This is a genomic window from Nonomuraea sp. B5E05, assembly GCF_039880665.1.
In the GTDB taxonomy this organism is placed as follows: domain Bacteria; phylum Actinomycetota; class Actinomycetes; order Streptosporangiales; family Streptosporangiaceae; genus Nonomuraea.
In genome coordinates this window covers 126,424-139,008 of sequence record NZ_JBDPMJ010000004.1, presented here as the reverse complement: position 1 = coordinate 139,008, position 12,585 = coordinate 126,424, and the positions used below count along the sequence as shown (strand labels likewise).

13 protein-coding genes are annotated in these 12,585 nt (G+C 69.9%); 3 read left to right on the top strand and 10 right to left on the bottom strand.

Translation table 11 applies throughout. The features are described from left to right. Positions 1-104: 104 nt before the first annotated feature. On the bottom strand, positions 105-542 hold the full coding sequence (locus tag ABGB01_RS09395) for a hypothetical protein (RefSeq protein WP_347772356.1): 438 nt from the start codon (positions 540-542) through the stop codon (positions 105-107). Between the two features lie 508 nt (positions 543-1,050). Between ABGB01_RS09395 and ABGB01_RS09390 the strand changes: the two genes are divergently transcribed. Then, the gene (locus tag ABGB01_RS09390) at positions 1,051-2,118 is read left to right on the top strand and encodes a methyltransferase (protein ID WP_347772354.1); all 1,068 of its coding nucleotides are present in this window, start codon (positions 1,051-1,053) and stop codon (positions 2,116-2,118) included. Between the two features lie 49 nt (positions 2,119-2,167). After that, positions 2,168-3,190: an LLM class flavin-dependent oxidoreductase gene (locus tag ABGB01_RS09385; RefSeq protein WP_347772352.1), complete on the top strand. Its 1,023-nt coding sequence runs from the start codon at positions 2,168-2,170 to the stop codon at positions 3,188-3,190. A 58-nt stretch (positions 3,191-3,248) separates the two neighbouring features. Here ABGB01_RS09385 and ABGB01_RS09380 read toward each other — a convergent pair whose 3' ends face one another. The 8 genes from ABGB01_RS09380 to valS form a co-directional block, all read right to left on the bottom strand. Beyond that, positions 3,249-3,782 carry an NUDIX hydrolase gene (locus ABGB01_RS09380; RefSeq protein WP_347772350.1) on the bottom strand — a complete coding sequence of 178 codons (534 nt, stop codon included), beginning with the start codon at positions 3,780-3,782 and terminating at the stop codon, positions 3,249-3,251. Between the two features lie 231 nt (positions 3,783-4,013). Next, complete coding sequence (locus ABGB01_RS09375) at positions 4,014-4,682, bottom strand: DUF3159 domain-containing protein (RefSeq protein WP_347772348.1); 669 nt, start codon at positions 4,680-4,682, stop codon at positions 4,014-4,016. Positions 4,683-4,686: 4 nt separating this feature from the next. Further along, positions 4,687-5,073, bottom strand: a complete 387-nt coding sequence (locus ABGB01_RS09370; RefSeq protein WP_347618044.1) for an OB-fold nucleic acid binding domain-containing protein — start codon at positions 5,071-5,073, stop codon at positions 4,687-4,689. A gap of 29 nt (positions 5,074-5,102) precedes the next feature. Further along, positions 5,103-5,741 carry a DUF3710 domain-containing protein gene (locus ABGB01_RS09365; RefSeq protein WP_347772346.1) on the bottom strand — a complete coding sequence of 213 codons (639 nt, stop codon included), beginning with the start codon at positions 5,739-5,741 and terminating at the stop codon, positions 5,103-5,105. A 74-nt stretch (positions 5,742-5,815) separates the two neighbouring features. Continuing rightward, entirely contained in the window at positions 5,816-6,268 is a 453-nt protein-coding gene (gene dut, locus ABGB01_RS09360; protein ID WP_347772344.1) for a dUTP diphosphatase, read from the bottom strand. Further along, complete coding sequence (locus tag ABGB01_RS09355; RefSeq protein WP_347772342.1) at positions 6,265-6,621, bottom strand: hypothetical protein; 357 nt, start codon at positions 6,619-6,621, stop codon at positions 6,265-6,267. The genes dut and ABGB01_RS09355 overlap by 4 nt, the downstream gene beginning before the upstream one ends. 239 nt (positions 6,622-6,860) lie before the next feature. Further along, on the bottom strand, positions 6,861-8,174 hold the full coding sequence (locus tag ABGB01_RS09350; RefSeq protein WP_347772340.1) for an AI-2E family transporter: 1,314 nt from the start codon (positions 8,172-8,174) through the stop codon (positions 6,861-6,863). A gap of 161 nt (positions 8,175-8,335) precedes the next feature. Further along, the gene (valS, locus tag ABGB01_RS09345; RefSeq protein ID WP_347772916.1) at positions 8,336-10,816 is read right to left on the bottom strand and encodes a valine--tRNA ligase; all 2,481 of its coding nucleotides are present in this window, start codon (positions 10,814-10,816) and stop codon (positions 8,336-8,338) included. Between the two features lie 107 nt (positions 10,817-10,923). On the opposite strand from valS, the gene ABGB01_RS09340 reads away from it, so the two are divergent. Further along, on the top strand, positions 10,924-11,208 hold the full coding sequence (locus ABGB01_RS09340; RefSeq protein WP_347618039.1) for a DUF4235 domain-containing protein: 285 nt from the start codon (positions 10,924-10,926) through the stop codon (positions 11,206-11,208). On the opposite strand, the gene ABGB01_RS09335 is transcribed toward ABGB01_RS09340, so the two are convergent. Beyond that, the gene (locus ABGB01_RS09335; protein WP_347646830.1) at positions 11,141-12,574 is read right to left on the bottom strand and encodes a trehalose-6-phosphate synthase; all 1,434 of its coding nucleotides are present in this window, start codon (positions 12,572-12,574) and stop codon (positions 11,141-11,143) included. The genes ABGB01_RS09340 and ABGB01_RS09335 overlap by 68 nt on opposite strands. Positions 12,575-12,585: the final 11 nt, after the last annotated feature.

The window sequence follows — 12,585 nt, the reverse complement described above, 5'->3', positions numbered from 1 at the left end:
CCCGGGGTTCGGCTCCGGGCCGGCTCCGGGAGCCAGGGTCCGGCTTCCGGGCATGGGTGCGGCCGATCCCGGCCTAGCGGGCCGGGATCGGCCGGGGGCGGCGATCAGTAACGCACCGCCCTGGTGTGGGACTCGATCGTCTCGGTCTGGTTACCGCTCGTGTCGTAGACCGTACCGGTTCCCGACGACGAGAAGGTGTTCTGTGTCACGGTGCCTGAATGAGCGATGTCCAGGGTGCCCACCCAGGTGCCGTCAGGTATGAACATGTGGTGCCTGAAGGTGAAGTCGAAGCGGGACGAGCCGCGTGCCGTCCACTTGCCCAGTCCGAGATCTCTGATCCGGGTGTTGGTGCAGATCACCAGCCCCGTGTTGGTGAACAGGAAGAGCCCCTTCTCCGGCGGGTTAGGCCCGGGGAACACGATGTCCACGTGCCAGGTGCCGATGAGGGAGTGCGCCCGCCCTTCGATGTCCGCGTCCGCCACGTCGGCGCTGAGCAGCGCCGCCAGTCCCGCAGCGGGCGCGAGGACCGCGCTCCTCGACAAGAGCCTACGACGATCGATCGTCTTTGCCACTGACCCTCCAACGTGAATCCACCCCGTGACCCCCAGCCGGTTCTGGACGTCTCCTCCCGGGAGTGTCTGGGAGGTTAGGACCGCCGCCTCTGGGATCACTCGAGCCTCGCTGGTCTTCGAACAGCGCCCGGTCCGCAGCCGGCGGATCGAGGAAAGCGAACCCGGTCAGCACCAGTCCCTCGGTCAACCACCTGGTCACCACGTCGTACGCACGCCGCCAACGCGCCTGGTCAGCCATTTCCCGCCTCCCCGGTCCGAGCCGTCACCAGGGCGAGTGTGGCAACCCGTTCTCCAAGCTCGATCGAGCCGTGCTGGCCGCAGGACCGCGGCACGCCTTCCTTCCCCAGCGGTGGTGAGGACGGCTCTATCCGGTAACCACCAGATCTCCAGCGGTGACTGTCAGCATCACGACGGCACCGGTCCCCCAACAGCTCCGGTGTCCTCGACGAGGAGACCTTCGGCACCCGATGGAGGGAACATGACGAACGAGCCCTCGCCCATGGCGCTCAGCACGCCGCCGTACAGCGACGACCGTCCCGACCAGGAGCAGGTCCTGCTGATGCTGGCGGGCAAGTGGATCACGGGCGTGCTGCACGTGGTCGCCCGCCTGGGCATCGCCGACCTGCTGGCCGACGGACCGCGCACCGTGGAGGACCTGGCCGGGGCCACCGAGGCGCACGAGCGTACGCTCTACCGGTTCCTGCGCGCGGCGGCCTCCGTAGGCGTGTTCGCCGAGCGGCCCGACGGCCGTTTCGAACTCACGCCCAAGTCTCAATACCTGCGCAGCGACGTCCCCGGGAGCCTGCGCAACCTCGCCTACTTCTACGGTGAGACGACCGTGTGGAACTGCTGGGGCCACGTGATGGACACGGTCCGCACCGGCGAGGCCGTGGGCCCGAAACTGCGCGGCGGTAAGACCTGGTTCCAGTACCTCGAGCAGGACGCGTCGGAATTCGCCGAGGTGTTCCACGGGTCCATGACGGCGCTCAACGACGCCCGCGCTCCGCGCATCGCCGACTCCTTCGATTTCGGCCGTTTCCCCGTAGTCGCCGACATCGGTGGCGGGCAGGGGCAACTGCTCTCGGCGATCCTGCGGCGCCACCCGGCGGTGCGCGGCATCCTGTACGACATTCCCACCGCCATCAAGGGCGCCCGCGAGTTGCTCTCGCGTGAGGGTGTGGGCGAACGGGTGCACTGTGAGGAGGGCAGCTTCTTCGAGCGCGTCCCCAGCGGCGCCGACGCGTACGTCCTCAAGGCGATCATGCACGACTGGAGCGACGCCGAGTGCGAAGGCATCCTGCGCCGCGTGCGCCAGGCGATCGGCGGCAAGCCGGAGGCGCGGCTGCTGATCATTGACGGGGTGCTGCCCGAGTTGAACGCATGGCACTACAGCAAGCTCATGGACCTCGCCATGCTCGTGAACGACAAGGGCGCCGAGCGCACCGCTGAGGAGTGGCGCCGGCTGCTGCAGGTCTCCGGGTTCGAGTTGGTCGGCATCCACCCGACTGCTCCGCCGCACGGCATCGTCGAGGGCAGGCCCGCCTGAGCCGTGCGACGTCCCCGCGACCAGTCGGCCCCCGGAAGGAGTCATGGCCATGAGGCTCGGTGTCAACCTCACCTACCAGAGCGCGGTACGGGTGGCGCAGGAGGCCGAGCGGCTCGGCTACGACCTCGCGCTCGCGCCCGAAGGGTACCGGTCCGATGCCGCCACCGTGCTCGGCACGGTGGCGATGCGCACGCGGACCATCGACCTGGCGTCCGGTGTGTTCCAGATCCCAGGCCGGACCCCGGCGCTCACCGCGTTGACGGCATCGACGCTGGACGCTCTGTCCGACGGACGCTTCCGCCTGGGACTGGGCGTCTCCAACCCCGACATCAGCGAGGGCTGGTACGGCGTGCCGTTCGACCGACCTTTGGGACGCACCCGCGAATATGTGGACATTGTGCGACGCGCCCTGAACCGCGAGCAGGTCGTCCACGCAGGCGAGCACTACCAGCTGCCGCCCCAGGGAAGCACCGCGACGCCCTTCACGCTGCTCACCCAGCCGGTCCGGCGGCGCATCCCCATCTACCTGGCGGCGGTCGGCCCGCGGAACCTGGAACTGGCGGGCGAGATCTCCGACGGCTGGCTCGGTGTCTTCTGCACCCCCGAATCGCTCACGCAGGCCCTGGACCATCTGCGGGCCGGCCGGAACAGAGCCGGAAAGGACCTCGACGGCTTCGAAGTGCTGCCCGGGCTGCCCGTGTCCGTGAACGACGACCCGGAGCAGGCCATGGACGCGGTGCGCGGCTACTTCGCGCACTTCCTCGGCATGGGCGATCTCAGGCGGAACTTCTACTGCAAGCTGGCCGGGCGGATGGGCTTCGGTCAGGAGGCCGCCGCTGTCCACGAGCGCTACGCCGCTTGCGACCTCAAGGGGGCGCGGGCGGCCGTGCCCGCCGGGTTCGTCGACCGCGTCTCCCTTCTGGGCCCGGTCACCCGGATAGCCGACCGGATGCGGGAATATGCGAAGAACGGGGCCACGACCCTCGTCATCTCGCCCTTCGCCACGACCGGCGACGGGCAGCTCGAAATCCTTCACGCCGTGGCCGCCGCCCGCGAGAGCATCGAACACTAGGACGAGCAGCCAAGGTCGGGCCCGTGGACAGGCATCGGCCGCCGGCCCTGGGCAAGGGTCACGCCCGCGACAGCAGGAACAACGCATAGGCGGCCAGCGAACCGGCGTCCCTGACCGCGCCCGCCCGGATCATCTGCTCGAATTCGGCCCGCGGCACCCAGCGCTGGCGCATGTCCTGCTCACTGTGCTCGCGGGCGCTGTCGCCGTGCTCAAGGCCCGTCGCGAGGTAGACGTTGGATTGTTCGGTGCTGATGGCGTGCGCCACGTCGATGGTGCCGAGCAGCGTGAGGCCGGCAGGACGTAATCCGGTCTCCTGCTCGAGCTCCTGACGTGCCGCCTCCTCGAGCGTGGGCGCGGGCGCGAACCCCTGCGGAAAGCTCCACGAGCGCCGCCGCATCGGATAACGGTATTCCTCGACGAGATGGAAACCGTCGTCCTCCAGCGGGATCACCAGCACGGCGTTGGGCCGCTCCAGATAACCGTAGACGCCGCGCGACCCGTCGGGCCGCTCGATCTCGTCCTCGCGCAGCGTCATCCAGGTGTTGGAATAGATGACCTCGGTGGAGACCTGCCGGATCGAGGGGTGGTTCATGCCGCACAGCCCTCAGCCGGATCAGGGCCTGCCGCGGCCCGCACACGCGGGCCCACCGCGGCGTCCGCCATGGAACCACGTCCTCCCGGGAGAAGTCGTCGCGTGCCGCTCAGCGGCTCGCCTGAGCAAGGATCAGCGTAACTCTCCCGGCAAGCGTGCGCCGGGGCGCGATCACACACCCCGGCGACAGGCCGGCCGGACCCAGGGCGCCCCGGTCGGCCGGCGAGCGGGTCAGGCCGACGCGACCGGCTTGACGGGGGTGCGGCCGCGGCCGAGCACCCACAACATGGCGGCGAACGCGGCCACCTGGAGCGGCCAGCCCATCACGATCTTGGCGAACCCGAGCGCCGCCACCGCCTGATCGCCGCCTCCGAACAGGTAGACCGGCCCCTGCACGGCCACCCGCACCGCGCACGGCAACAGGAGCATCCACGTCAGCCGGGTGCAGAGCCGCACGATGCCCGGGTCCTTGTGCCAGGCCGTCGGATCGCCCGTGACCGAGCCGATCAGGAACCCGACGACCGGCCAGCGCGTGACGATCGACGCCAGCATGGCGAGCATGTAGGCGGCGTTCCAGAGGATGCCGGGCAGGAAATAGTCTTTCGCGTCGCCCGTGCGGCTGGCGAAGAACGCGCCGATCGCGATGCCGATCAGGCTGTTGATCACGAACTGCGGTGTGGACCGCTGCACGATCCTGACCAGCAGCAGCACGACCGACAGGGCGACGCTGATGATCAACGACAGCTTCAGGTCTTCCGTGGTGATCCAGGACACCGTGAAGGCGATCGTGGGGACAGCCGCCTCGATGATGCCGCGTACGCCGCCGAAGGCCTTGGCGAGCTGGGCCCGCACCGCCGCCTCAACTGTGTCGTGGGCGGCCTCTTCTGCCTCGGCACTCACTCGATCAACTCCCTGGGCGCAGCTCGTAACGCGGATTGAACATCACCTTGCGCCCGTCCTGCATGCTGACCAGGCCCTCGGCCTTGACCGTGCGGCCGGGCTCGATGCCCGCAATCTTGCGGCGGCCGAGCCAGACCAGGTCGATCACGTCCGACCCGTCATAGAGCTCGGCCTCAAGCGCGGGAGCACCACCCCTCGGGCGCAGTGTCACTGTACGTAGCGTACCCGCCACGCAGAAGCGCCGGCGCCCGCCACACGAGGCGATAGGGGTGGCGCCGACCTCATCGGCGTCTTCCCGCAGCTCCTGGGCCTCGATCTCGGACTGGGAAGATGCCAGCCGACTCAGGAACCCGCGCAATCCCCTGCGTTTCTGGGGCTCTGCCGTACTCATGATGGAGCCAGCCTATGTGATGTCAGCCGTCAGCGAATCTCACTGATCTCCGGCCCTCTCCTGAACGGGTTGAAGCCCTGCTGCTCCTGCTGCTGCTCGGCTCCCGGCTCGTTGGGGCGGCGCAGCGGGATCGGCTCCTCGCGCGCCATCGGCTCGTCGCCCCGCACGACCACGACGTCCTTGATGAAGTCGATGTACGCCGTCGCGACCGTCTCGTCGACGGCCGCCTTGCCGGAGATCACCGCGAGCAGGAACCAGCGCGGCCCGTCGATGCCGAGATAGCGGGCGGGCCTGCTGTTGCCGTCGGCCTTCATCTCGCCGCTCAGCTCGCTGCCGAACGGGCCCTCCTGCTCCTCCAGGTGCTTGGCCTGGGCCAGGATCTTGGCCTTGACCTCGTCCCACAACCCCGAGCTGCGTGGCGCGGCCAGGGCCTGCAACTGCAGCGAGCTGTCTTCGTACAGGGCCACGACGCCGACGTGCTGGTCGCCGACCGACGCCAGCCGTACGTCGAAGTCGGGATTGTGCGGCAGGCGCAGGCCGCCGAGGTCGATCCTGTCGGTGTCGGGGTGGGGCTCGTCGGCGTCCCACGGGCCGGACTCTCGGGTGGGCGCGGCAGACTCCTGCTCGATCGCCTGTTCCGGCTGCTCACGACGACGACGTCGGAACACGTTCCTCACTCTCCTTGCTCACCGGGCCGCCTGGCGGCCCGCCATGTCGAAGGGCCGCGGGCGCGGCCCGCTGGTCAGCGTCCTGTCGATCCGAAACCGTTGGCGCCGCGCACCGAACCCGGCAGGCGCTGGACCTCGTAGAAGGCCGCGCGCTCCACCCGCTGGACCACGAGCTGCGCGATCCGGTCGCCCCGCCGGAGGCGGAACGGCTCCTTGGCGTCGGTGTTGATCAGCGTCACCCTGATCTCGCCGCGGTATCCGGCGTCGACCGTGCCGGGCGCGTTGACCAGGGTGACACCGTGCCGGGATGCCAGCCCTGACCTCGGGTGCACGAACGCGGCGTAGCCGTCGGGAAGGGCGATCGCCACTCCCGTGCCGACCACGGCTCGCTCGCCGGGCATCAGCTCGACGTCCTCGACCGCGTAGAGGTCGGCCCCCGCGTCACCGGGGTGGGCGTAGGACGGCATCGGCAACTCTTCGTCGAGCCGCTGGATGAGGACCTCGGGGCCCGCACCTGCGTTGGTCAAGGGTTCACCTCGTAGTCGTGTTCGGCGGCGATGCCTGACCGATCGCCGTGCTTGGCGAAGTGTTCCATGTTCACCTCGATGCGCAGGGCTGCCACGCGGACGGCGGCCGAGCCGCCGGGGGCGCCGATTCGCCCCTCAGCCTCAAGGTACGCCTTCCGGCTCGCGCTGCCGTTGCACCAGGCACGCAGGTGGAGTGTCGTGCCCACGGGGACGGGGAGGCGCGGGCCGTTCGGCCGATGGCAGCCGCAGCAGCGGTTGCGGCACCTGCGCCGGGCGGTGCCCGGCGGCCCTTCTGGGCACCCCGGCGGCGAGTCGCCCGCGGCGAGGAGGGCGGTCACGGAGGAACGCGTCACGGGCGACGAGGTTACTCCGTGTCCGCGCACCCGCTGTCCGTCTTCCCCCTCCCACACCCACCGGCTCCTTCAACCGCGCATCTTCCCGGCCCGCCGACCACCCACCCCATCCCGCCGCCCGATCACCACTCGCCCAACCAGCCCGCCCGACCCACTTGCCCGGCATCGCCGCTCCGACCCGACTTGCCCGATCGCCACCCACCCGGCGGCGTGCCTGAGCTCCTCGGCGGTCAAGCGGCCTATGGGCGTGGACCGGCGTCGTCACTGCCCTGCTCGGGAGCGTCACCCTGCGGGCTGGTGGCGGTGCGATCCTGTTGAGCGGCGGCCTCGGAGCGCGCCTCCGTGGCGTCCGTGTGCTCGTCGGCGTCGCCGTCCCTGGGCCGGGGGACGTCTCCGGTCTCACCCGAGCCGGCGGCCGGACGAGGGCCGGGGATGTCGCCGGGCGCGGGGGGCTCGGGTTGGGCAGGGGCGGGGGAGGTGTGGTCCCGTGGTGGCAGGGCGGGCGGGCTCGGCCGCAGCTCCGGGAGCGCCCGGTAGATCACCGCCGCCACCGGCACCGCCACGGCGGCCCCCGCGATGCCCGCGAGGATGCCCCCGACGGCCAGCACCAGGATGATCGCCAGCGGGTGGAAGTTGAGCGCCCGGCCCACGATCAGCGGCTGGAGCACGTGATTTTCGAGCTGCTGCTCGATGATGAGGATGCCCAGGAAGATCAGCGCGAAGATCAGGCCTTTGGCGCCCAGCGTGACGAGGGTGGCGACGGTGCCCGCGAAGAAGATGCCGACGATCGGGATGAAGCTGGCGAAGAAGATCAGTACGGCCAGCGGCGCCCACAGCGGCACTCCCATGCCGGCCAGCACGAACCCCATGATCAGGCCGTGCACGGCGGCCACGGCCACGGTGCCCTGGACGTAGTGGGAGAGCGTGGTCCACGCGGCCCGCCCCGCCCGGTCGACGCGCGGGGCCACGCCGCCGAACGCCCTGAGGAACCACGCCCAGATGCGGTCGCCGTCTTTGAGCAGGAAGAACGTCACGAAGAGCAGCAGCACGATGGACGCGAGCACCTCGAAGGCCACCGCGCCGGCCGACAGCACAGTGCCGGTGATGGCCGTGCGCTGCGCGTTGGCCATGGCGACGATCTCGTCGACGTAGCCGGTGATCTGCGCCTCCTGCAGCTGCAGCGGGCCGGTGATCAGCCATTCCTGCACGGATCTGGCGGTCTCCTGGACCTGCCGGACGAGGTTGGGGAACTCCTCGCTGGCCCGCGCCCCGACGAGCCAGCCGGTGCCGGCCAGCACGGTCAGCGCCACCAGCATGGTGAGCCAGGTGGCGTAGATGGGCCGCATGCCGGCATTGCGCAGGGCGTTGGTCAGCGGGAACAGCAGCGCGGTCAGCAGCAGCGCGATCGCCACGGGCAGCGCCACGAACGTGAGGCCGGCGATGACCTGGACGAAGTAGTAGACGACCACGCCGACGAGGATCAGGCACCCGCACCATGCGGCCATCTTGGCCAGGACGGGCGGCACGAGATTGGTTGGGCGGTCGGGAAGCACGGTTCAAGACTGGCATGTCCCGGCGGCGGATGCGCGCGGTTATCGCCCTTGGCGTGATCGCCCGCGAGCTGCCCTGACACCGTGGCCGTCCGGTGTCAGGGCTCCCGGTCACGGGCGGCTCCCGCATGCCTCGCAGGGACGAGGTGACCGGCGCGGGGACGTCAGCCCAGATGGACCTCGACGTGCAGCGCGTCACCGTGCTCCAGGACGAACTCCTCGACGTTGCCCGCCGCGCACAGGTCGTCCTGTGCCTGCCGGACGAGTGCGGTCTCAGGCCCCGTGACGGTCAGCCTGCTGACCTCGGCCCGCATCGACAGCTTGGCCTCCGACTTGGCCTTGCGCACCCGCCCGAGCACCTCTGAGGCCACGGCCAGCACCGCCGGGTCGCCGTCGCCGCGTTCGGCCTGGGGCCACGGCGCGTGATGGACCGAGCCCTCGCGCCACCACGACCACACCTCCTCGGTCACGAAGGGGAGGAACGGCGCGAACAGCCGCAGCAGCACGTCGAGGGCCTGCCGCAGCGCCGCGTGGGCGGAGGCCGCGGCGGGGCCGGACTCGTAGGCGCGGGCCTTGACCAGCTCGAGGTAGTCGTCGCAGAACGCCCAGAAGAAGCGCTCGACGGCCTCCAGCGCCCTGGTGTGGTCGTAGGCGCCGAGCCCCTCCCCCGCCTCGCGTACGGCGTCGGACAGGGCCGCCAGCATCGACAGGTCGAGCGGCTCGGTGACGTCGCCCTCGCTGCCGGCCAGCCCGAGCACGAACTTCGACGCGTTGAGGATCTTGATCGCCAGCCGCCGGCCGATCTTGAGCTGCGCGGCGTCGAAGGCGGTGTCGACGCCGTAACGACCGTTGGCCGCCCAGTAGCGCACGGCGTCGGAGCCGTGCTTCTCCAGCAGGTCGAGCGGGGTGACGACGACGTTGCCCTTGGACTTGGACATCTTCTTGCGGTCGGGGTCGAGGATCCACCCCGAGATCGCCGCGTCGCTCCACGGCAGCCCGCCGAACTCGTAGTGCGACCTGACCACGGTCGAGAACAGCCAGGTACGGATGATCTCGTGCGCCTGCGGCCTGAGGTCGGCCGGGAAGACCCGCTTGAACAGGTCGTCGTCGCTCTCCCAGCGGCCGGCGATCTGCGGTGTCAGCGACGAGGTGGCCCAGGTGTCCATGACGTCGGGGTCGGCCACGAACCCGCCGGGCGCGCCGCGCTGGGCCTCGCTGTAGCCGGGCGGCACGTCGGAGGACGGATCGACCGGCAGGGTGTCCTCGGCCGGCAGGATCGGCGCGTCGTGGACGGGCTGCCCGGACTCGTCGACCGGATACCAGACCGGGAAGGGCACGCCGAAGAAGCGCTGGCGGGAGATCAGCCAGTCGCTGGTGAGCCCCTGCACCCAGGTGTCGTAGCGCACGCGCATGTGCGGCGGGTGCCACGCCAGCTCGCTGCCCCGCTCCAGCAGCCGCTCGCGCAGCTCCTCGTCGCGGCCGCCGTTGCGGATGTACCACTGGCGGGTGGTGACGATCTCCAGCGGCTTGTCGCCGCGCTCGTAGAACTTCACCGTGCGCTGCACCGGACGGGGCTCGCCCTCCAGGTCGCCGGACTCGCGCAGCAGCTCCACGATGCGCTCGCGCGCGCTGTGGACGGTCTTGCCCGCCAGCTCTTTGTACGGCTCGGCCTCGACGCCCTCGGGCGGCTCCGGCAGCAGCCGGCCGTCCCAGCCGATGACCGGCCGGGTCGGCAGCCGCAGCTCGCGCCACCAGGTCACGTCGGTGACGTCGCCGAACGTGCAGATCATGGCGATGCCGGAGCCCTTGTCGGGCTCGGCCAGGCGGTGGGCGAGCACCGGCACCTCGACGCCGAACAGCGGCGTCAGCACCGACGTGCCGAACAGCGGCTGGTAACGCTCGTCGTCGGGGTGCGCGACCAGCGCCACGCACGCCGGGATCAGCTCGGGCCTGGTCGTCTCGATCCAGACCGGACCCCGCTCGCCGTAGAAGGAGATCTTGTGAAAGGCGCCGGGCCATTCGCGGTCTTCCAGCTCGGCCTGCGCGACGGCGGTGCGGAAGGTGACGTCCCACAGCGTGGGCGCCTCGGCGAGGTAGGCCTCGTCGCGCCTCAGGTTGCGCAGGAACGCCCGCTGGGAGACCGCCCGGGACTCGTCGCTGATCGTGGTGTAGAGCAGCGACCAGTCGACCGACAGGCCGACCCGCCGCCACACCTCCTCGAACGCCTGCTCGTCGAGTGCGGTCAGTTCGTGGCACAGCTCCACGAAGTTGCGCCGCGAGACGGGGAGTTCGCGCTTGCCCGGCTTGTCCGGCGGGACGAAGTCAGGGTCGTAGGGCAGCGACGGGTCGCAGCGCACGCCGTAGACGTTCTGCACCCGGCGCTCGGTGGGCAGGCCGTTGTCGTCCCAGCCGATGGGGTAGAACACCGATTTTCCGGTCATCCGCTGGTAGCGGGCCATGATGTCGGCGTGGGTGTAGGAGAAGACGTGCCCGATGTGCAGCGAGCCCGACACGGTCGGCGGCGGCGTGTCGATGGAGTAGACCTGCTCGCGCGGCGCGGACCTGTCGAAGCGGTAGGTGCCCTCAGCGTCCCAACGAGCTACCCATACCTGCTCCAAGCCATCGAGAGTCGGCTTTTCCGGCATGGAGGCATGGCCTGGTCGCTGTTGAGTCATGCCTCCTTATGCTACGGCTTCGGCGCACGGCAAGCGGTACAGACTAGTGTTCGTTACCAACGGGAAGGGAGATCGGTATGGCGGAGGACAAGCCAGACGTGGCCTGGCGGGTCATCGGCGGCTTGGTGGGGCTCGTGACGGCCTGGGCGGCCAGGAAGCTCCTCGGGTTCGTCTGGGTGAAGGCGACCGGCAAGGAGCCTCCTGTCGACACCGACTCACCCGAGGTCAGCCTGGGCGAGGCCATCGGCTACGCCGTCCTCATGGGCGTCGGCATGTCCGTGGCTCAGATCGTGGTCAACCGGACCGCCAAGAAGCGTTACGACGCGTGGAAGGCTGTGAAGCAGGTGACTCCAGGGCATTGAGAAACTCGTTCGCCCAGCGGTCCACGTCGTAGGTGGCCACCCGGCGGCGCATGGTGCGCATCCGCCGGGCCAGCTCGTGCGGCGTGGCCCGCATCGCCGCCATCATCTGGCGTTTGACGTCCTCCACGTCGTACGGGTTGACCAGGTACGCCTGGCGCAGCTCGTCCGCCGCCCCGGTGAACTCGCTGAGCACCAGCGCGCCGTTCAGGTCGTGGTGGCAGGACACGTACTCCTTGGCCACCAGGTTCATCCCGTCACGCAGCGGGGTGACGACCATGACGTCGGCGGCGAGATAGAGCGCGGCCAGCTCCTCCTGGTCGTACGACTGGTGGAAATACTGCACGGGCTGGTAGCCGAGCTGCGCGTGCTCGCCGTTGATCCGGCCCACCTGCAGTTCGATGTCGTCGCGCAGGCGCCGATACTCCTCCACCCGTTCCCTGCTCGGCGTGGCGATCTGCACGAACACCGCCTCGTTCGGCCGCAGCCGCCCGTCCTTGAGCAACTCGCCGAACGCTTCCAGGCGCTGGCCGATGCCCTTGGTGTAGTCGAGGCGGTCGACGCCGAGCAGCACGTGCTCGGGGTCGCCCAGCTCGACCCTGATCTCCTTGGCCCGCGCCGCGATGTGCGGCTCGCGTACGAGCGAGTCGAGGTGCGCGAAGTCCACGGAGATCGGGAACGCCTGCGTGGTCACGATGCGGTCGTCGAGGAAGATCTCGTTCCCCTTGTACGGCAGCCCGAGCAGCCGCCGGCACAACCTGCGGAAGTTGGATGCGCCACCTGGCAGCTGGAAGCCCACCAGATCGGCCCCGAGCAGCCCTTCGACCAGTTCCTTGCGCCAGGGCAGCCGCCAGAACAGCTCGGTCGGCGGGAACGGGATGTGCAGGAAGAACCCGATCCGCAGGTCGGGCCGCAATCTGCGGAGCATCGCGGGCACCAGTTGCAACTGGTAGTCCTGCACCCACACGACCGCGCCCTGCTCGGCGGCGTCGGCGGCAGCGGCGGCGAACCGCTCGTTGACCGAGCGGTAGGCCTCCCACATCTCCCGGTGGTAGACCGGCGGCGCCACGACGTCGTGGTACAGCGGCCACAGGGTGGCGTTGGAGAAGCCCTCGTAGTACAGCTCAACTTCGCTGGCGGACAGCGGGATCGGGACGAGGTTCATGCCGTCCTGCTCGAACGGCTCCAGCTTCTCGTCGGGCGCCCCGTGCCAGCCGGCCCAGGCTCCGTGGCGGCGCTTCATCACCGGTGCGATCGCGGTGACGAGCCCGCCAGGACTCCTGCGCCACGAGGCCGTTCCGTCAGGCTCGATCGTGCGGTCCACCGGCAACCGGTTCGCGACGATCAGAAACGAGCTACGGCCAGTCACGCAGTCCTCCT

Coding starts and splice junctions, on each gene's coding strand:
- ABGB01_RS09390 (WP_347772354.1), top strand. CDS start 1,051: ATGACGAACGAGCCCTCGCCCATGGCGCTCAGCACGCCGCCGTACAGC.
- ABGB01_RS09385 (WP_347772352.1), top strand. CDS start 2,168: ATGAGGCTCGGTGTCAACCTCACCTACCAGAGCGCGGTACGGGTGGCG.
- ABGB01_RS09380 (WP_347772350.1), bottom strand. CDS start 3,782: ATGAACCACCCCTCGATCCGGCAGGTCTCCACCGAGGTCATCTATTCC.
- ABGB01_RS09370 (WP_347618044.1), bottom strand. CDS start 5,073: ATGAGTACGGCAGAGCCCCAGAAACGCAGGGGATTGCGCGGGTTCCTG.
- valS (WP_347772916.1), bottom strand. CDS start 10,816: ATGCCGGAAAAGCCGACTCTCGATGGCTTGGAGCAGGTATGGGTAGCT.
- ABGB01_RS09340 (WP_347618039.1), top strand. CDS start 10,924: ATGGCGGAGGACAAGCCAGACGTGGCCTGGCGGGTCATCGGCGGCTTG.